Raw genomic sequence first — 19,065 nt, forward strand, 5'->3', positions numbered from 1 at the left:
GGCCTCCCCTCGGTTTCGTTCAGTCGACGACCTCGTTCGCTTCCACGCCCCACAGGTCCCTCGTCTGGACGTAGCCGGTGCGGCTTCCGAAGTGGATCCGGCACCAGCCCGAGCGGCAATGATCGATCTGGCCCACCACGCCCGCTTCGGCGCGATAACGCACCGGGCTCGCCGGGTCGGGCTTGGTATGGATGCCACGCGGATCGCCGGCCTTGATCAGCGCCGTCCGCCGGTCGCTCAGCAGGGTGACGAGCATCCAGCCCTTTTCTCCGTCCGGGTCCTGGATCAGCCGCCAGTTCTCATATTTCTGGAGCACGCGCACCGGAAGATCGCGCCGCTGGTAGAGCCACTTGCCCGGGTATGTCCGCGCCGGCCCGTTGCGGGTCATCGCCTGCCCGCTCGCGATCGAAGCCCAGTAGGGCGGCTGCTTGTCCTGGGCGAGCGCGGGCGTCGCCGCAGCCAAAACCAACAAGCCGGTGAGCAACCCCCGTGCGGACATCACGCGCCGGTCAGGATCCTGTCGACCAGCTGCTTCACGGTCGGGACGAAGCCGTTGGAATAGAAGGGGTCGCTCTTGAACCGATAGGCAGAGTGGCCGGCGAACATCAGATTCTGGTCGACCGGGCCGCCGTGGGCGATGTCCTGCAAAGTCTTCTGGATGCAGAAGCTTCGCGGGTCGGCGAGGCGGCCGGTCGTGTTCTTCTCATTGTCCGCCCAGGACGAGAAGGCGCATTGCGACAGGCAGCCCATGCATTCCGCCTGGTCCCTGCGGATATGGGTCTTCTCTTCGGGATCGACGAAGATCAAAGTCTCGTCGGGCGTCTTCATCGCCTCGGTATATCCGGCGGCATACCATTCGCGGGCATGCTGCAGGTCGCCCTTGGTGACCCAGTAATTCTTCTTGCCGTTGAGCCCGACGTCGAGCTCGAAATGATGGTCGCCGAGCGATTCCTTGGTGAAGGCGATCTGCCGGTCCGACCGCGCCTCGAGGTTGCGGAGGAACGGGTTGCGGACAGCGGAGGAATAGAATCCGGTCGGCGAGAAACGGTGGAGGAGGATGTCGCCTTCCTCCAGGTCCATCAGCCGGGCCTTCCATTCGGGCGGGATCGGGCTTTCCTGGGTCAGAAGCGGACGCGTTCCGAACTGGAAGACGATCTGGCCGAGCTCGGGATTGTCAATCCAGTTCTCCCACTCGTCCAGCCGCCAGACTCCGCCCGCCATCACGATCGGGACGCTGTCGGCGATGCCATTCTCGCGCATTGTCTCACGAAGCGCTTTCACACGCGGGTAAGGGTCCTGCGGCTTGCGGGGGTCTTCGGCGTTAGAAAGACCGTTGTGGCCGCCAGCCAGCCAGGGGTCCTCATAGACCACGGCGGCAAGCCATTCGGCCGCCTTGTGATAGGCGCGCTTCCACAGAGCGCTGAAGGCGCGCGCGGAGCTGATGATCGGGAGGTAGTTCACGCCGTAGGAAGCGGCGATCTCGCTCAGCTTGTAAGGCATGCCCGCGCCGCAGGTGACTCCCGCGACAAGCCCCTTCGTGCGCTCCAGCACTCCGTGGAGCACGCGCTGGGCGCCGCCCATTTCCCAAAGGACGTTGATGTTGATCGCGCCCTTGCCGCCGGCGATGTCATAGGCGCGCTGCACCTGCGCCACGGCTCCGTCCACGGCGTACTGGATCAGCTCCTCGTGCCGTTCGCGCCGGGTCAGCCCCTGATAGATTTGCGGGATGATCCGCCCTTCCGGGTCATAGCTGTCGGCATTGACGGCCGAGACGGTGCCGATGCCTCCGGCAGCGGCCCAGGCGCCGGAGCTGGCATGGTTCGTCGCACTGACGCCTTTGCCGCCTTCGATGAGCGGCCAGACCTCGCGGCCAGCATATGAAATGGGCTTCAGGCCCTTGAACACGAACAAGCCTCCCGGACGTTTGCGGGGCCTATATAAGCACGCCCTTCGGATTGCTCCAAAAATCTGCCGTTAGGACGCCAGTCGCCACTCAGCGCTCCGGTGCCGTCATCCAGGAGTGTGTCGGCTCAGCAGCTGCCTGCAGCAATTGCTCCGCCGGTTACGGCGCCGATCGCGCCGCCAACGATGGCCCCGGCAGCGGCATCGCCGCTCCCATAATGGTGCCCGCTATCTGCGACCGCAGCCCCGAGCGCTGCCCCGGCGACGCCGCCAACCGCTGCTCCGGCGGCCGGGTTCGCGCAACCATAGGCGCCGTGATAGCCGTAGCCGTAAGGCGCATATCCGTACGGCTGGTAGCTATAGGCGGAATAGCCGTAAGGCAGGTAACCGTAGCCCGGGTAACCGTAGCCTGGATAACCGTAGGCATAGGCATAAGGGGCGTAGGAATAGCCGTAGGCCGGATAGGAGTAGCCGTAACCGTAGCCGTAATAAGGCGCGTAATAGCCAAGCGAGATTCCAATTCCGCTATAGCCCCAGCCGTGACCATGGCCGTGACCGTGGCCCCAGCCGCCGTGGCCCCAGCCGCCGTGGCTCCAGCCGCCATGACGACCGCCGCCTCCTCCGTGGCCCCAGCCACCGCCGTGACCTCCTCCCCCTCCTCCGTGGCCCCAGCCTCCTCCGTGACCACCTCCACCGCCGCCGTGACGTTGGGCCTCCGCGGCTCCCGGGACAACCAGCAGCAGCGCTATCGCAAATGCTGTTTTGAGGATCCTGCTCATAGCACGACTCCTTGACTGGACTCGCGGCCGCCTGTCTCGGCCGAGTCGAGAGCGTGCTGCGCCCCTAGCGCGTTAAATTCAATCGGTATTGTTACGTGGGGCGAATGAGTAATCCATGCCGATGTCGACCGCCGGGGCGGACTGGGTAATCCGGCCCACCGAGATGTAATCGACGCCGCTTTCGGCGATGGCACGGATGGTCTCCAGGCGAACGCCCCCCGAGGCTTCCAACGGTACGCGCCCAGCAACCATCTTGACCGCCTTTTTCAGCGTTTGAGGATCCATATTGTCGAGGAGCAGCCGGTCGGCACCGGCTGAAAGCGCTTCCTCGATCTGCTCGATCCGGTCGACCTCGACCTGGACTTCGAGGCCCGTGTCGGCCGCCTTGGCCGCGCTCACAGCCGCGCCGACGCCACCGGCGACCGCGACATGGTTGTCCTTGATCAGCACTCCGTCATCCAGCCGCATCCGATGGTTCTCGGCGCCGCCCATCCTAGCCGCATATTTCTCGATCGCCCTCAGGCCGGGGATCGTCTTGCGCGTGTCGAGCAGAACCGCGCGCGTCCCCTCGATGGCCTCGACGTAGCGCCGGGTAAGGGTCGCGATTCCCGACAAGTGCTGGAGCGTGTTCAGCGCCGACCGTTCGGCGGAGAGCATTGCCCGCGCATTCCCCTTGAGACGCATCAGCGGCTCGCCGGCTTCGATCAGCGCGCCGTCCTTCGCCAGTTGATGGATCACGACGGCCTCATCCATGGCACGGAAGAATTCGGCAGCGAGGTCGAGGCCGGCGACGACGATTGTTTCCCTAGCCTTCAGCTCGGCGCCGAACCGGGCGTCTTCGGCAATGGTTGCGGCCGAGGTGACGTCGCCCCCCTTGCCGAGGTCCTCGGCAAGTGCCCGCCTGACGAAGTCTTCCGTATCGAAGCCCAGGATCATGCCGGGCGCTCTAGGACAGGCTCAGATCGGGTTCTAGTGGGCGGGCTCGTCCGCGCGGGCCGCGGCGAGGTGCCAATGGTCCACGTCGCGCTCGTACGGTTGGGCGTCCTTTGCGACGAAGTCGGATCCGTTCCAGCTCTCGACGGTGACGGTAACTCGCGGGCCGTCGATGTCGATTCGGTTGAAGCTCTGCTGCTGCTCTCGAACCCGCGTCGAGGTCGCGGTCCCTGCCTGGATCACCAGTGACGGCCCTGCCCTGGTCACCAGTTCGCGAGCATTGTGGATCGACGCGTGGTGATTGTGTCCGGCAAGGAGCATGTCCACGCCAGCGTCGCCGATCGCGTCGAGCGCGAGCTCGCTCCGCCCGACCGCGGGCGTCATCCCCTCGCCGACCTGGAGCGCGAATAGGGGATGGTGGGTGACGAGGATCCGCGTCGCCTGCGGATCGGTGCGGTCGAAGGTTTGGCGGATGAAGGTCATCTGCTCTTCGCTGATCCGCCCATCCTTGAACGTCAGCGACCGCGCGGTGTTGATCCCGAGCACGGTTGCTCCCGGGATTTCCTGAAGCGGGCAGAGCGTGTCGTCGATGTAGCGCATGTAGCGAGTGAGCGGCGACAGGAAGCGCCGAAACACGTCGTAGAGCGGAACGTCGTGGTTGCCTGGAACCGCAAGCACTTCGTGGCCCGCGTCGCGGAGCCGCTCGAGGAATCGACAGGCGTCCTGGAACTGCTCGGTTCGGGCGCGCTGGGTGAAGTCGCCGCTGATCACGACGAGGTCTGGGGCGGCTTCCTTGACCTTGCGCTCGACGCCTTCGACCAGCCGCGGGTCGTGGGCGCCGAAATGGAGGTCCGACAGGTGGATCAGGCGAGGCATGTCTCGCCAACGCGCGTGACAGGAGGCGGTTCATCGATACATGTGGGTAAGTGGACAGGACGAAGGCCAATAGCGGCACGATGCCCGTCAGCGACCGCGCGCGCTTCGATGAGGCGGCGCTCGAGCGCTGGATGGAACAGCATGTCGCGGGCTTCACCGGCCCGATCCGGGTGAGCCAGTTCAAGGGCGGCCAGTCGAACCCTACCTATCGCATCGACTCTCCCAGCGGTTCCTATGTCCTTCGGCGCAAGCCGCCGGGGAAGCTTCTTCCGGGGGCGCATGCCGTGGACCGCGAATATCGCGTCCTCGCGGCGCTCGGCGCCAAGGACTTTCCCGTCGCCAGGGTCTTCGCGCTTTGCGAGGATGAAGGCATCATCGGCACGGCTTTCTACCTGATGGACATGGTCGAGGGCCGGATCTTCTGGGAAGCGCAGCTGTCGGGTCTTGGCCGTGACGAGCGCGCCGCGGCATTTGATTCAATGAACTCGACGATCGCCCGGCTCCACGCTTTCGATCCGCAGGCGATCGGCCTCGGCGATTATGGCCGGCCGGGCGGGTTCGTCGAGCGTCAGGTCGCGCGTTGGTCGAAGCAATATGCCGGCGACGTCGAGGCGGGCCGTATCGAGACCATGGACCGCCTCGTAGACTGGCTCGGGAAGCATCTTCCGCCCGACAGCGGCCGCTCCAGCGTCGTCCACGGCGACTTTCGCTGCGACAACATGATCTTCGACGCGGAGAAGCCGGCGGTTCGAGCCGTGCTGGACTGGGAATTGTCGACGCTCGGCGATCCCGCGGCAGACTTCACCTACCATCTGCTGATGTACCGGATGCCCAGCAATCTGTTCGCCGGACTGGCGGGAATCGATCTCGAGCCCCTCGGCATCCCCTCCGAAGAGGAATATGTCGCGGCCTATTGCCGACGCACCGGCCGGAATCATTTGCCGAACCGGGACTATCTCGTCGTGTTCAACCTCTTCCGGCTGGCGGCCATCCTCCACGGAATCCGCGGACGGATCGCGCGCGGCACAGCCTCCTCTGCGCACGCCGTCGAAACCGCGAGCAAGCTCGAGCCGCTGGCCGATCTCGCCTGGGCCGAAGCGCAGAGGGCACGACTCTAGGCCGCGCCCTCGCTGGTTCAGTCCACCGGGAATCCGCGGCGCTTGAGGAGCGCCTTCACGTCCGGGTCGCGGCCGCGGAACTGGCGGTAGGCCTCGGCGCGATCGGTCTCGTTGCCGGTCGACAACAGGTATTTCGCGAAGCGTTCGGCCGTCGCCTTGTCCCACGGGCTACCGGCCTCCTCGAACGCCGCCCAGGTGTCGGCGTCCATCGTCTCCGACCACAGGTAGGAATAATAGCCGGCCGAATAGGAGTCGGACGAGAACAGGTGATTGAACTGCGGCAGCCGGTGCCGCATCACGATCTCCTTCGGCATTCCGATCTCGGCCAGCGCCTTCTTCTCGAACGCATCCGGATCGAGAACGCCGTCGGCGTCGCGATGGAGCATCATGTCGACCAGCGCCGACGACAGATATTCGACCGTGGCGAAGCCCTGGTTGAAGGTCTGCGCCTTCTGGATTTTGTCGACCAAAGCCTGGGGCATCGGCTGCCCGGTCTCATGATGCTTGGCGAAGCGCTGCAGGATTTCCGGTGTCAGCAGCCAATTCTCGTTCACCTGGCTCGGATATTCCACGAAGTCGCGCTGCGACCCGCCAAGGCTCGGATAATAGACGTTCGACAGGAAGTAATGGATCGCGTGACCGAACTCGTGAAACAGCGTCTCGGAATCGTCGAGGCTGATCAGCACCGGCTCGCCCGGCCCGGGCTTCACGAAATTGTTGTTGTTGGACCCCAGGACGATGTCATCGCCGAGCAGGCCGGCCCGGCTTCGATAGGTCGTCGCCCACGCGCCCGAGCGCTTGCCCTCCGCTGCGAAATCGTCGCGGTAGAAGACGCCGACTTGCTTGCCGGTCTTGCGGTCGGTGACCGACCAAACGCGGATATCGTCCTTCCAGACCGGGACGGTGCCGGTGATCTCCTTGAAGTCGAGCCCGTAGAGTTCGCCGGCCGCCCAGTAGGAGGCGTTGATGATGTTGTTGAGCTCGAAATAGGGCTTCAGCTCTTCCTGGCTTAGGTCGTATTTCTCCTTGCGGACCTTCTCCTGGTAATAGCGATAGTCCCAGGGCTCGATCGTGATCTTGTGCCCGAGCTTGTCGGCCAGAGCCTGCTGGTCTGCGACTTCCTCCTTCACGCGCTGGACCGCCGCCGGCCAGACCCTCACCATCAGGTCCATGGCGCGATCGGGCGTCTTGGCCATCGTGTCCTGCATCCGCCAGTCGGCATGATCCTTGAAGCCGAGCAGCTTTGCGCGGTCGGAGCGAAGCTTGACGATCTTGGCGATAGTCGCGTTCGTGTCGTTGGCGCCGCCATTGTCGCCGCGATTGACGAACGCCCGCCACACACGCTCACGAAGCGCGCGATTGTCGGCAAAGGTTAGGATCGGATCGACGGCTGAGCGGGTATTCTTGATCGCATAGACGCCGGCCGGCAGGTTCTGCTTTCCGGCGGCAGCCTTCATCGCAGCCTTCACGTCGGCCGGGACCCCCGCCATCTCCTTCTCATTGGCAGCGATATAGGTGCTCTCGTCGGCCAGCACCTTCTCGCTGAACTCGGCGAACAGCGTCGCGAGCTGTTGGTTGTAGCTCGACAGCTGCTCCTTCTGCTGCGGGTCGAGATTGGCGCCGCGCCGAACGAAGCTGTCATAGAGGCGCGTGAGGAGCCGGTCCTGCTTCGCATCGAGGCCAAGCGTCGCCTTGCTCGTGTAAAGCGTCTTCACCCGCTGGAAGAGCTTTGGATTGAGCGTGATCGCGTCGAAGGCGGCCGACAGCTTGGGCGACCATTCCTTGTCCAGCGCCTGATATTCCGGCGTGGCCATGTTGCTGGTCATCACTCCGAACACGGACAGCACGCGGTCGAGCCGCTCGCCGGTCTTCTCCAGCGCTTCGACGGTGTTGGCGAAGGTGGGCGCCGCGGGGTCGTTGGCGATCGCCTGCACTTCGCGGCTCTGCTCGTCGATTGCGAACTGAAGCGCCGGCGGGAACAGCGCGGGAGTGGCCTTGTCGAACGGAGGAACGCCGGCATACGGCCCGCTCCAATCCTTGAGCAGGATATTGTCCGGCGCGACGGCCGAAGCCTGGGCGGCCGCCGCCGCCGGGGCAGCCTCGGTGGTGGCATCAGCCGATGCCGCGCTTGCACTCAGCGCCGCGAGCGCCGTTCCGGCCAACATCAAAACCTTCATGAAGTCCCCACTCCGAAAATATGGATAGATGAGCGCGTAAACGGCGCCTTCGCCGTGACAAGGCGGCATTCGACTAAACGGCTGTTAGTAGTTGCGAACTGAACCCCGCCTTAGCCTGCTCAAAAATCGAGGAACAGAGCCGCTTGAGCCGCTAGCCGATCTCGCCTTTGCCGAAGCGATGAGGGCGCGGCTGGACGCGCACTGATCGACCTGCCAGCATCGCCAGCGATGAGCGGGGGCGAAATCGACCTTTCGGCATGGTGGATGCCGTTCACTGCCAACCGGCAGTTCAAGGCGGCACCTCGTATGCTCGAGCGCGCCGAGGGCATGCACTATTACACACCCGACGGACGGCAGGTGCTCGACGGCGCCGCTGGCCTGTGGTGCGTCAATGCGGGCCACGGACGCGCCGAGATCGCCGACGCGGTCGGCTCGGCTCTCCGCCATCTCGACTATGCGCCGCCGTTCCAGATGGGTCATCCCCTCGCGTTCGAGGCAGCTGAGGCGCTCAAGGCGATCCTTCCGGATGGCCTCGACCGTATCTTCTTCGTCAATTCGGGGAGCGAGGCCGCGGACACCGCGCTGAAGATCGCCCGCGCCTATCATGTCGCTCGCGGCGAGCCCAACCGGGTGTGGCTGGTCGGGCGCGAGCGCGGGTATCACGGAGTCAATTTCGGCGGCCTCTCCGTCGGCGGGATCCCCAACAACCGAGCCGCCTTCGGACCCTTGCTCCGGGAAGTGGACCACATCCGCCACACGCTCGATCTGGAGCGTAACGCCTTCGCCCGCGGGCAGCCGGAGCACGGCGCCAAGCTGGCCGACGACCTACTGCGGGTCATCGCCGAGCATGGTGCCGAGAAGATCGCCGCGGTGATGGTCGAGCCCATGGCCGGGTCGACCGGAGTGCTTCCGCCGCCCATTGGCTATCTCGAACGGCTTCGCTCCATCTGCGACGAACACGGCATCCTGCTCATATTCGACGAAGTCATCACCGGCTTCGGCCGTCTCGGCGCCCCGTTCGCGGCGCAGCGTTTCGGGGTCACGCCCGATGTCCTGAACATGGCCAAGGGGCTGACCAACGGAGCGATTCCCATGGGGGCCGTGGCAGTTCGCGGCGAGGTGCACGACGCGTTGATGAACGGCCCGCCGGGAGCGATCGAGCTCCTCCACGGCTACACCTATTCGGGTCACCCGGCAGCATCAGCGGCAATGATAGCGACGCTCGGCATCTACAGCCGCGAGAAGCTCTTCGACCGTGCCCGCGAGCTCGAACCTTACTGGCAGGACGCCATCCATTCGCTTCGCCAGTCGCCGAACGTCATCGACGTCCGCGACATCGGCCTCGTCGGGGCGGTCGAGCTTGCACCGCTCGCGGGCCGACCGGGCGCCCGCGGCTATGACGTTCTCTGCCGTGCGTTCGCGTCTGGCCTGCTGGTGCGGGTCACCGCCGACACCATCGCCTTGTCTCCGCCGCTAATCATTTCCGAAGCTCAGATCGACGAGCTGGTCGACAAGCTCCGGACGGCGATCGCGGATTCCTCGAAGGAGCTGCAATGATGGATTTGAGCCGCAGGGCAGTTCTGGGAGGCGCCGCCGCGACGATCGCAGGGGCGAGCGCCGCTGCTAAAGCGGTCGGAGATCTCCGAACTGCCGACCTGATCGTCCGCAACGCGCGGGTCTACACGATGGAGCCCATGGCACCGACGGCCCAGGCCTTCGCCGTTCGCGACGGCCGCATAATCGCGGTCGGATCGAACGAATCAATTGCCGGGCTGTCGGGGCCTGGAACCGAGCTGTTCGATGCCCAGGGTATGACCGTCGTGCCCGGCTTCATCGACTGCCACCTCCACGCCGACGGAGAGACGCTGCTTTACGACGTGCTGGTCGGCAACCCGTTCGACGTCGAGTTCGTGACCATCGATTCGATCGTCTCCAAGCTCAAGGAGCGCGCCGCGAAGACTCCGCCCGGCGAATGGGTCCAGGGGTTCTTCTACGATGACACAAAGGTGAAGGATGGGCGGCTCATCACACGCGCCGACCTCGACCGCGTGTCGACCATTCACCCCGTGGCGGTCACCCATCGGGGCGGCCACACCGTCTTCTTCAACAGCAAGGCGTTCGAGCTCGCGGGCGTGACCAAGGACACGCCGCAGCCCTTCGGGGGCACCTTCGACCATGACGAATCGGGCGAGCTCAATGGCCGCGTTACCGATACCGCGCAGGACGTGATGTGGAAGGCGGGCAAATGGCCGCAGTTCTCGGACGCCGAGAAGTTCGCCCGCGCCAAGGCCGGTCTCGCCCACATCTCGAAACAGTTCGCCCGCTTCGGCCTCACCGGGGTGCACCACGAGGGCGGCAATTTCTCCGCGCTGATGGAAGTGCGGGCGGACGGCCAGCTCCTCCACAGGGTCAGTTACGAAGCCGACCAACCGATGATCGAGGCGATGATCGCCAACGGCTGGCGAACCGGCTTCGGCGACGAATGGATCCGGCTTGGCGCCACATCCGAGCATACGGTCGACGGATCATTTTCCGAGCGCACGATGTCGATCCGAGCCGGCTACCCGGGACGCAAGCCACCCTATTACGGCAATGTGACCTCCACTCAGGCCGACCTGGATTCATGGGTCGAGCGAGTGTGGCGGGCTGGAATTCAGCCCAACTGCCACACCAACGGCGACATCGCGATCGACATGTACCTCAAGTCGCTGGAGCGCGCCGCGAAGCTTTTCCCCCGGCGCGATGTCCGGCCAAAGTTCACTCACGCTACACTAGCGGACGATGGGCTGATCGCCCGGATGAAGGCGCTCGACGCGGTCCCTGCCCCGTTCACCAGCTACGCCTATTTCAACCCCGACAAGTTCAAGTTCTACGGCGAAGCGATGATGCGCCGCATGATGCCATACCGCTCCTATCTCGACGCCGGGATCAAGGTCGCGGGCGGCTGCGACTTTCCTCCGGGCCCATTCTCACCGCTGATGGGAATCCAGGGAATGGTTACGCGAACGGGCTGGAACGGCGAGACCTGGGGCGCAAACCAGAAGATCAGCGTCGACGACGCGCTGCGCGTCTACACTTGGAACGGCGCGTACAATTCGCACGAGGAGCATCTGAAAGGCTCGATCGCTTCGGGGAAGCTGGCGGACTTCGTCGTGCTCTCCGACGATCCGCATTCGGTGGACCCGGGAAAGATCAACGCGATCAAGGTCGTTCGAACCGTCGCCGGCGGCCGGACGACCTACGCCGCCTGAGCCTCGCTAGGCATCCAGGAACAGCAGAAGCTTCACGTCCACCGCAGAGCCGGCGTCGCGCCGCTGGCGGATGAACTCCGGGATCTCGTCGCGAGGAACGAGATGGACTGTGATGTCCTCGTGCTCGTTGCCGCCGCCGTCACCCACCCGGCGCACTCCATGGGCGCGGACCAGCGTGAAGCTTTCCGCGACCATTCCGGGCGAGCTGTGGAACTCGCCCAGCCGCTCCACTCGGTCGCAGGTGAAGCCGGTTTCCTCCTCAAGCTCCTTGACCGCGGTGCCCTCGACGGTCGCATGCTCGTCCTCGTCGCCGACCAGGCCGGCGGGAAGCTCGAGGCAGCGTCCCCCGACGGGCACGCGATATTGCTCGATCAGGATCACCTTGCCCTCATGCTCGGCAAGGATGACGACCGCATTGGTGCTTCCGGTGCGCGAGACATATTCCCAGCGCCCGCGCTTGAAGACGCTGATGTACTTGCCGGCCCACATGGTCTCGAGCGGCGCGTCACTGTCCGGAGTCATAACTCGATCAGCTTGTCCGGAATCTCGTTGGGATTGGCGGAAGTCTTGGGGAAGTGCTCGGCCAGGACGATGCCGATCTGCTGGATCGCCGCGCAGATACCGTCGGCCGGGCGTCCGTCGCGGACGTCGGCGAGCAAAGTCGCCATTGCCTCTCCCCATGTTTCGGGCGTGGTTACCTTGGTGATCGCCTCGTCCGCGACGATCTCGGCCCGACGCTCTCCGGTTGAGAGATAGATGAGGATTCCAGCCCGATTCTCGGTCCGCCGCTCCGCAGCCGCCTTGTAGATGGCGACCGCCCGGCGACGAACCCGCCGGTGCTTGGTTGCTCCCGGCGTGAGAGCGAGGCGAAGCGGCATCCACTTGAGGATGAGGAGGCTTGCGGTGAACTTCAGCACGGCCCAGACCATCAGCAGGGTCAGAAGCTCGCCAAGCGTCGGCTCCGGTCTCCACCCGCCGAACAGCTGGTCGAACCACCATGTCAGCCAGTCCGGCCGCCAAGCTGCCCAGGCGAGCACCAGGATCATCACCGCGACCGCCCAATGGAGCGCGACGTCGTGATAGGAATCGCTCAGCTGGCTGACGACCGCGACGATCTCGCCGTCCGTCGTCGATTCCGCCGCCGCGATTGCCTTGCTGACCTTGTCGTGGTCAGCCTCGGTCATCTGCATCACCATGAACCGCCAGCGCCCCCGCCGCCGAACGAGCCGCCCCCGAAACCGCCGAAGCCTCCGCCTCCTCCGCCACCGAAACCGCCGCCTCCGCCCCAGCCACCGCCGCCCCAGCCGGAGCGACCTCGCGATGCTCGTGCCGCTTCGTTGAGACCCCAGAGGACGATCCAGGGGCTGATCCCGCCGCGGCGGGTGCTTCGGTACCGACGGCCGCCGGCGCGTCGGAACATCGACAGCATGATGAAAGCGAAGATCATGATCCAGAAGATGACGGGAATTGCGCCCCCGCCGGATTGGCTGCGGGCCTTTTCCCGGTTCTGAGCCTCGGCCGCGGCTCGTCCCGCCTCATCCGGCGGCAAGCTCATCTGCTTCACGATCGCGGCGGCCCCCGCCTCGATTCCACCGCCGTAATCCGGCGGCGTCTGCTTGAAATGAGGGAGGATTTCCTCTCGAGTGATCACTCCGGCCATCGCGTCGGTCATGAAGCCTCCGGCCCCATAGCCGGTGGCGATCCAGACCTTTCGTTCATTGGGCGCCACGAGGAGGAGCACGCCCTCGTCCTTCTCCTTGCCGCCGATCCCCCAGGCGCGGCCGAGACGATAGGCATAATCCTCGATCGGATAGCCTTCCAGGCCGTTGACCGTCGCGATGACGAGTGCGCGCCCCGTCTGGGCAAACAGCGCCTCGGATTTCGACTCGAGGTCGAGCTCCTGCTCAGGCGAAAGAAGGTTCGCCTGATCGACGACCGCCTTTCCATTATTTGGGGGAAAGTGCTGCGCCAACGCCGGCGAGGCCAGCATGGCCAGCGCCAGCCAGAGGACGGCGAGGAGGCGAGTCACCTTAGCCGGCAGTGTTGAAGTTCACGTCGGGCGCTTTGGTCGATCCCGCTTCGGCCTCGAACGGCACCTTCGGCTTCGCGCCATAGAAAATCTTTGCGCCGACGGCGTCGGGGAAAGTGCGGATGGTGGTGTTATACTGGCGCACCGCCTCGTTATAATCCCGGCGCGAAGCGTTGATGCGGTTCTCGGTCCCCTCGAGCTGGTCCTGCAACGCCAGGAAATTCTGGTTGGACTTGAGGTCCGGATACGCCTCGAAGGTCGCAAGCAAGCGACCGAGCGAGCTGCCAAGTTGGCCCTGCGCGTTCTGGAACGCCTGGACCTTGGCGGGATCGCTTAGGTCGTTGGCGTTGAGCTGGATGCTGGTCGCCTTGGCACGAGCTTCGGTCACCTGCACCAGCACCGACTTTTCCTGCTGGGCATAGCCTTTCACGGTGTTGACCAGGTTGGGGATGAGGTCGGCGCGCCGCTGGTAATCGGCCTGAAGGTCGCCCCAGGCGGCATTCACGTGCTCCTCAGCGGTCGGGACGCTGTTCAGGCCGCATCCGGCAAGGGCTAGGGCTGCGAGCGGAGCGAGAAAACCGAGGCGTTGAAGGAAGCGCATTTCATTTCCCCTGAACAACGAAGTTCGCGATAGGTAGATAGCGGCAATGTCGCATTCAACGCCATTGCCGTTGAAAAGGGGGCACGATGCTTAACGACTTCAAGGCTTTCATCGCCCGCGGAAACGTCCTCGACCTCGCCGTCGCGGTCATCATTGGCGCGGCCTTTGCCAAGATCACCACCAGCCTGACCGAGGATGTGATCATGCCCGTCGTCGGTGCCGTCTTCGGAGGGCTCGATTTCTCCAGCCAATTCCTTCTGCTCGGACCCATACCGGACGGGTACAAGGGCAGCCTTCGCGACTATGCCGCCCTGAAGGCCGCCGGCGCTCCCGTGCTCGGCTGGGGACAGTTCGTAACGGTCTTGATCGACTTCGCGATCCTCGCCTTCATCATCTTCCTGATGGTGCGGTTGGCGACCCGGATGATCCGGCGCACGGACGAAGCTGCGGGCCCAACCGAGGTCGAGCTCCTTAAGGAGATCAGGGACGAACTCAGGAAGCGCTGATTTACTTTGGCATCGCCGTGTAGCCAGCTTCCGCGCGAAGAGCGTCACCGTCCATTAGATAACCGTCGCTCATCACCTGGTCGACGTGACGAAGGTCCCCGATATTCTTCTCGGGATCGCCGACGACCAGGACAAGGTCGGCTTCCTTGCCGGGCTCGATCGAGCCTGTGCGCTTGTCCGCCTTAACGTTGCGCGCCGGGATGATGGTGGCGGTCGCAAGCGCTTCGGCGGGCGTGAGCCCACCCTTCACATACAGCTCCAGCTCGCGGAAGATCTCCTCTCCATAGCCGTCGGTGCCGGCCACGATGGGAACTCCGGCGTGATAGAGCTTTGCGACATATTCGCCCATGTGGTCGACGCTCGCCTGCGCATCGGCACGGGTCATGCCCGGAAGGTAGGGGATCGGCCCGGCCTTAAACCCGCGCTCGACCGCTGGAGGTACAGTCCCGACGTAAGGCGCATAGGCCGGCGCGGGAGTACCCGCATTCACCAGGAGGACGTTTTCGACCACGACCAGGGTCGGGTCGAGAGTGATCTGTTTCTTGGCCATGGTCTCGATCACAGTCTTCATTGGCTCGGCGTCGAGGTCGACGTCCTTGAAATATTTGCCCGGCCCAATCAGTCGAATGGTGGTGTTTGCCTTGTCCACGACCTCCTGCGGCATCGCCTGCATCGTCGCGAAATAAATGTGGGTGATCTCGTCATAGCCGGCATTGATCGCGTCCAGCGTGCGCATGCCCGCGGGAATGTGGCCATGCACGTGAAGGCCCAGCTCGTGGGCGAGCTTCGCGCCGGGAGCGATCCATTCCGGCTTCATGGACGTGTAGAACTTGACCGCGGTGAGGTGGTTGTCTGCAATCTTGCGGACCGCTGCCAAGGTGTCGTCCAGGCTGGAGACCGATAGGCTGCCCTGCGCTACCAGCGGCCCCTTCTGATCGACGATGACCGAGTCCCAGCATTCGGGCGCAAGCAGTGTGCCTGCCTGACGCCGCTCGCGCTGCGACACCTCCAGTTCAATGGGGCCGCCGGGGTTGCGGCAGGACGTGACTCCTATCGCAAGCTCGCTGACCGTCTGGAAATCGTCGCCAACGTGCATGTGGCTGTCCCACAGCCCCGGAACCAGCGTCTTTCCTCCGCCCTCGATGGTGCGCGTCCCCGCGGGGAGCTGGGCTGGGGCCGAGCCGCCGACGCTGACGATCTTGCCATTTGCGGTGAGGACATAACGGCCGGCGAGGAATTCGCGCTTCTCGGCGTCGTACATCTTCACGTTGCTGAAGAGCACCGGGCCCCTTGCTTCGGCCGTGAGAAACTTTTTCGCGACTGCGGGCGCGAGAGCCGCGATCGCGGAATCCTGTGCCGCCTGCATCTTGTCGAGGTTGGTTTCGTAGCCGGCGGGCAGGAGAGCGAGGCCCACCAGCGAGCCGAAGAACTTGCCGTTTTCAACCCAGACTGGCTGCGGCGTCTGGAACAGCCCCTTCACCAGCACCAGGTCGACGGACTTCTTCCCCTGCGGCCCGTCGACATCGAGCGATGCGACCTTCTCGGCGGTGGCCCGGCCCGATGGTAGGAGCGGCAGGCCCGCCTGTCCCGCCGCGAGGATTCGCTCAACCTGCGGAGCGACGGCGAGGAAAGGCCCGCCTTGCGGTACGTAATAGCTGGCGGTGGAATAAGGCGCACCGCCTTTGTCGACCGGGCTGACCCAACTCCCCTTCCCGCCGGCGACCGTGAACGTCTCGGCGGCATCGCCTTGCGGGGTGACTCCGCGGATGACGACGTCAGCGGGCATCCCGTCGGGACCGAGCCGCATTGTCTCGTCGGTTTCGAATGTCAGGCCGCGAAGGAGGATGGATTCGCGAAAGGCGAGGCGCCCGTCTGGCAGCGTCCACACATATTCGTCGCCGTGCTTGCCGGCCGTCGAAACAACCACATAGTGAGCGGCATCGGCCGGAGGCGCTAGCAGCTGCTCCTTGGGCGTGGGCTCGGCCAACGCAGGCATTGAGCAGCTGACAAGAAGTACCGCGATGGCGACGTGGCGCATGGAAAATCCTCCCCCGAAACGATCGCGGGAGCGTGGCACCACTGGCAGTGAAAGGAAAGGTGGAGGGCTTCTGTTGCCCGGTGCCCTCCGAACCGCTGGAATCCCCTTCTGTTGCCCGGTGGGGTCCGACCGCGCTTAAGCTTTGTAACGTCAGTCCGTTAGGACGTCAGTTACGCGGCAATCGCGAGTGCCTCGTTGTCGTTGGCACTTGTGAAAATGAGCCGTCACGGTGACTCAATCCGATCGGCAACCACGTCTTTATTACACTCGTCGATCCTATTTCGCCCCCATCAGCAACAGCCCCTCGTTCCGAGAGGTGCCGCTGGTGGTGGAGGCGCCGGGGTACTGCCCCCCGGGTCCGAAATGCCTATTCCACGTAGCAGTCTACCGACATAGCCGGGTTGCCCCGACCCCCCTGAGATAGGGATTCGGGAGGCAAATCACAAGAATTCCACCGATTTTGCGTTGCGGTCTGGCAATCGGCGGGCGCGTGCTGTTATCTGTCCACCAGACCTTCACGCACGAGGAAAGTAATGAAGAAAGCCACTCTGCTCGCCCTCACCTGCAGCCTGCTCGCGCTTGGCGCCTGCAACCGCGGCAACCAGGACCAGCTCAACGAGGCTCAGGCGACCGACGCGCAGAACCTCGACGAGTTGTCCAACGACGCCGCAAATGTCGCGTCCGAGGCCGCCGCGCTCGAGAACCAAGCGGAGCAGCTCAACCAGGAAGCCAAGGCGCTCGACAACGCTACCGGACCGGAAACGCCCGCGGACGAGAATATCCAGGGAATGTAGCGCGGGCGCTTGACCCAAAGCCCCGCAATACCAGCCGCAACGCTAGTGCTCGTGCGCGAGCGGCCAGACAGTGCGCCCGAGCTGCTCATGGTCGAGCGAGCGCAGGGCATGGCCTTTGCCGGCGGAGCGCTGGTGTTTCCGGGAGGAAGGATCGACGACGGCGACCGCTCCCTGGCCGCCGACGAAGCCTCCGCCGCGGCTGTCGCAGCAATTCGCGAAACGGTCGAGGAGACAGCCATCCCGGCCGGGCTCGATCCGGTTCCCGACCAAACGCTGTCGATCCAGCTGCAGCGCGAACTTCTCGCCGACGACCCGTTCGGCGCGCTTCTTCAGCGCCACGGACTAAGGCTGGAGCTGGATTCGCTCATCCCCTTCGCCCGATGGGTTCCGAAATTCCACTCAACGCGGCGCTTCGACACGCTCTTCTTCCTTGCCAGCGCGCCCGCTCCCCTTCGCGAACCGCGAGTAGTGGAAGGCGAATGCAGCGGAGCCTCGTGGATCACCGCAGCCGAGGCGCTTGAGCGCGACAGGGTGGGCGATGCCAGGCTGATTTTCCCTACCCGCCGCAACCTGGAGCGGATCGCGCTGCACGAAAGCTTCGAGGCCCTCCGCGCGGACGCGCAGGCTCACGCGATCGAGCCGATCACCCCCTGGGTCGAGGAGATTGGCGGTGAGAATTTCATCACGATTCCGGAGGGAATCGGCTATCCGGTGACCCGAGAAAGGCTCGACGGCCTATGGAGAGGCTGATCGGCCAAGCCGAGTCGCTGTCGCCTCCAAAGAAAAAGGGACCCGCGATCGCTCGCGAGTCCCTCATGCTCCAGTGGGTCTGAAGCTTATTTGAGATGGTTCGACAGGTGCTTGTTCATCTCGAACATGCTGACCCGATCCTTGCCCCCGAAAATCGGCTTCAGCGTCGCGTCCGCAACGATTTCCCTCTTGTTTTGAGGGTTTTGCAGGTTGTTCTTGCGGATGTGATCCCACACCTTCGAAACGACCTGGCTGCGCGGCAGCGGATCGTTGCCGGTAATCTTCGCGAGATCCGCCGAAGGTTGAACCGGACGGGCCAACCCGCCCCCTGCTTTACGACCAGTCCCTTGTGCCATGTGGCCCTCCTGTTGTTCTGCTATTTGTAGAGCGCAAAGCGCCCCTCTTGGCAATGGCGATTCCCACTCTGTAGTCAGTCGGCGAAACGGCCGAACGGAACGACCCTGTTTGCGCTGTCGTGGCCGATGTCCGCCGGCTCCCCCAATTCGATGCCCGAACGTCTGCACCAGTCAGCGACGATCGCCTGCTCGTCATGCGCGAATGGCGGATCGTTTTCGGGGATGTCCGAGGCCCTGCCGAGGCGAATCCGGGCAACCCGGCGAACGTTCGGGTTCGAGGTTATGTGGAACATCAGGCGGTCGATCCGGTAGTGATGCTCACTCACTTCCTCGATGAGCAGCTCGACACCGGCGAATTCAGGCTCGAGCACCGTTCCGAGCAGCTTCGACAGGACCGTCAGGTTGAAGGCCATCGCCGGCGGCTGGAGGCGAGGTTCAAGCGCCGAAGAGTCGCGGCGAACTAGCCAGTCGAGCGCCCGGCTCACCGCCTGCTCGCCGCCTTTGCGAAGCGAATCCTGCGGCATCGGGCCGTGAGCGACCCGCAGTCCGGCCTTGTGGAAGGCGGCGAGCAGGAAGCCGGTGTCGCTGTAACCCATGAACAGCTTGGATCGCGCCGTGTCCGGAAAGTCGCGGGCCGCCGCTTCGGCGATGCGGTTCGAGCCGTAGCCGCCGCGAGCGAACCAGATCGCGTCGATCGCGGGATCGGCCATGACTTCGCGAAGTGCCTGGAGCCGCTGGTCATCCGTCCCAGCAAAATGGCCGGCGCTGAGAAAGCATTGCGGGTGGACGAACAGTTCGGAATCGCCGCGCTCCCTAACCAACGCCTCCACCTTGGCCGCCGCCTCCCGGCTGAGCTGGTTGCTTGGCGCTACGACCGCAATTCTCATTGACCCCCCGAACCCGGTGGCGTTGCCTCGCCAGATAGTGCAGCTTCGCCCGAGTTGGGGAGGCGACA

The 19,065-nt window shown here is 64.4% G+C and carries 19 protein-coding genes and 1 other RNA gene; 6 read left to right on the forward strand and 14 right to left on the reverse strand.

The window, feature by feature from the left end:
• Positions 1-19 precede the first annotated feature (19 nt).
• The 5 genes from LZ519_RS03600 to LZ519_RS03620 all read right to left on the reverse strand — a co-directional run bounded on the left by LZ519_RS03600 (position 20) and on the right by LZ519_RS03620 (position 4,490).
• Positions 20-499, reverse strand: coding sequence for an SH3 domain-containing protein (locus LZ519_RS03600; protein WP_249868850.1), 480 nt, complete (start codon positions 497-499; stop codon positions 20-22).
• Entirely contained in the window at positions 499-1,905 is a 1,407-nt protein-coding gene (locus LZ519_RS03605; protein ID WP_249867359.1) for an NAD(P)H-dependent flavin oxidoreductase, read from the reverse strand. The genes LZ519_RS03600 and LZ519_RS03605 overlap by 1 nt, the downstream gene beginning before the upstream one ends.
• A 125-nt stretch (positions 1,906-2,030) precedes the next feature.
• Positions 2,031-2,681, reverse strand: a complete 651-nt coding sequence (locus tag LZ519_RS03610; protein WP_249867360.1) for a hypothetical protein — start codon at positions 2,679-2,681, stop codon at positions 2,031-2,033.
• A 78-nt stretch (positions 2,682-2,759) separates the two neighbouring features.
• Positions 2,760-3,617, reverse strand: coding sequence for a carboxylating nicotinate-nucleotide diphosphorylase (nadC, locus tag LZ519_RS03615; RefSeq protein WP_249867361.1), 858 nt, complete (start codon positions 3,615-3,617; stop codon positions 2,760-2,762).
• Between the two features lie 33 nt (positions 3,618-3,650).
• Complete coding sequence (locus tag LZ519_RS03620) at positions 3,651-4,490, reverse strand: metallophosphoesterase family protein (RefSeq protein WP_249867362.1); 840 nt, start codon at positions 4,488-4,490, stop codon at positions 3,651-3,653.
• 80 nt (positions 4,491-4,570) lie between these two features.
• Here LZ519_RS03620 and LZ519_RS03625 point away from each other — a divergent pair, with 80 nt between their 5' ends.
• Complete coding sequence (locus tag LZ519_RS03625) at positions 4,571-5,608, forward strand: phosphotransferase (protein WP_249867363.1); 1,038 nt, start codon at positions 4,571-4,573, stop codon at positions 5,606-5,608.
• A 17-nt stretch (positions 5,609-5,625) separates the two neighbouring features.
• Here LZ519_RS03625 and LZ519_RS03630 read toward each other — a convergent pair whose 3' ends face one another.
• Positions 5,626-7,785: a M3 family metallopeptidase gene (locus LZ519_RS03630; RefSeq protein WP_249867364.1), complete on the reverse strand. Its 2,160-nt coding sequence runs from the start codon at positions 7,783-7,785 to the stop codon at positions 5,626-5,628.
• Between the two features lie 228 nt (positions 7,786-8,013).
• Between LZ519_RS03630 and aptA the strand changes: the two genes are divergently transcribed.
• Together aptA and LZ519_RS03640 are read left to right on the forward strand one after the other, a co-directional pair.
• Positions 8,014-9,342, forward strand: a complete 1,329-nt coding sequence (gene aptA / locus LZ519_RS03635) for an omega-aminotransferase AptA (protein ID WP_249867365.1) — start codon at positions 8,014-8,016, stop codon at positions 9,340-9,342.
• The gene (locus LZ519_RS03640; RefSeq protein WP_249867366.1) at positions 9,339-11,036 is read left to right on the forward strand and encodes an amidohydrolase; all 1,698 of its coding nucleotides are present in this window, start codon (positions 9,339-9,341) and stop codon (positions 11,034-11,036) included. Before aptA ends, LZ519_RS03640 begins: the two co-directional genes overlap by 4 nt.
• Before the next feature lie 6 nt (positions 11,037-11,042).
• Here LZ519_RS03640 and LZ519_RS03645 read toward each other — a convergent pair whose 3' ends face one another.
• Genes LZ519_RS03645 through LZ519_RS03660 form a run of 4 tightly spaced genes read right to left on the reverse strand, consistent with a single transcriptional unit; the run spans position 11,043 to position 13,666 of the window.
• On the reverse strand, positions 11,043-11,558 hold the full coding sequence (locus tag LZ519_RS03645) for an NUDIX hydrolase (RefSeq protein ID WP_249867367.1): 516 nt from the start codon (positions 11,556-11,558) through the stop codon (positions 11,043-11,045).
• Positions 11,555-12,220 (reverse strand): TPM domain-containing protein, encoded by a 666-nt coding sequence (locus LZ519_RS03650; RefSeq protein ID WP_348539377.1) that lies wholly within the window; start codon positions 12,218-12,220, stop codon positions 11,555-11,557. The genes LZ519_RS03645 and LZ519_RS03650 overlap by 4 nt, the downstream gene beginning before the upstream one ends.
• Before the next feature lie 5 nt (positions 12,221-12,225).
• Positions 12,226-13,026, reverse strand: coding sequence for a TPM domain-containing protein (locus LZ519_RS03655; protein WP_249868852.1), 801 nt, complete (start codon positions 13,024-13,026; stop codon positions 12,226-12,228).
• A 40-nt stretch (positions 13,027-13,066) separates the two neighbouring features.
• Positions 13,067-13,666, reverse strand: coding sequence for a LemA family protein (locus LZ519_RS03660; protein ID WP_249867368.1), 600 nt, complete (start codon positions 13,664-13,666; stop codon positions 13,067-13,069).
• Positions 13,667-13,752: 86 nt separating this feature from the next.
• Here LZ519_RS03660 and mscL point away from each other — a divergent pair, with 86 nt between their 5' ends.
• Positions 13,753-14,172 carry a large conductance mechanosensitive channel protein MscL gene (mscL, locus tag LZ519_RS03665; protein WP_249867369.1) on the forward strand — a complete coding sequence of 140 codons (420 nt, stop codon included), beginning with the start codon at positions 13,753-13,755 and terminating at the stop codon, positions 14,170-14,172.
• 1 nt (position 14,173) lies between these two features.
• On the opposite strand, the gene LZ519_RS03670 is transcribed toward mscL, so the two are convergent.
• On the reverse strand, positions 14,174-16,210 hold the full coding sequence (locus LZ519_RS03670; protein WP_249867370.1) for an amidohydrolase family protein: 2,037 nt from the start codon (positions 16,208-16,210) through the stop codon (positions 14,174-14,176).
• A 97-nt stretch (positions 16,211-16,307) separates the two neighbouring features.
• Positions 16,308-16,660: a transfer-messenger RNA gene (gene ssrA / locus LZ519_RS03675) on the reverse strand.
• Between the two features lie 83 nt (positions 16,661-16,743).
• Between ssrA and LZ519_RS03680 the strand changes: the two genes are divergently transcribed.
• Both LZ519_RS03680 and LZ519_RS03685 read left to right on the forward strand, forming a co-directional pair.
• Entirely contained in the window at positions 16,744-17,004 is a 261-nt protein-coding gene (locus LZ519_RS03680; protein WP_249867371.1) for a hypothetical protein, read from the forward strand.
• 51 nt (positions 17,005-17,055) lie between these two features.
• Positions 17,056-17,754, forward strand: coding sequence for an NUDIX hydrolase (locus LZ519_RS03685; RefSeq protein ID WP_249867372.1), 699 nt, complete (start codon positions 17,056-17,058; stop codon positions 17,752-17,754).
• 86 nt (positions 17,755-17,840) lie between these two features.
• Here the strand turns inward: LZ519_RS03685 and LZ519_RS03690 are convergent, their stop codons facing one another.
• The gene (locus tag LZ519_RS03690; protein ID WP_249867373.1) at positions 17,841-18,110 is read right to left on the reverse strand and encodes an SWIB/MDM2 domain-containing protein; all 270 of its coding nucleotides are present in this window, start codon (positions 18,108-18,110) and stop codon (positions 17,841-17,843) included.
• A gap of 74 nt (positions 18,111-18,184) precedes the next feature.
• On the reverse strand, positions 18,185-18,997 hold the full coding sequence (locus LZ519_RS03695; protein ID WP_249867374.1) for an LD-carboxypeptidase: 813 nt from the start codon (positions 18,995-18,997) through the stop codon (positions 18,185-18,187).
• Between the last annotated feature and the right edge of the window lie 68 nt (positions 18,998-19,065).

Origin of the sequence: Sphingomonas anseongensis (assembly GCF_023516495.1) — a bacterium.
Taxonomy (GTDB): Bacteria; Pseudomonadota; Alphaproteobacteria; order Sphingomonadales; family Sphingomonadaceae; genus Sphingomicrobium; species Sphingomicrobium anseongensis.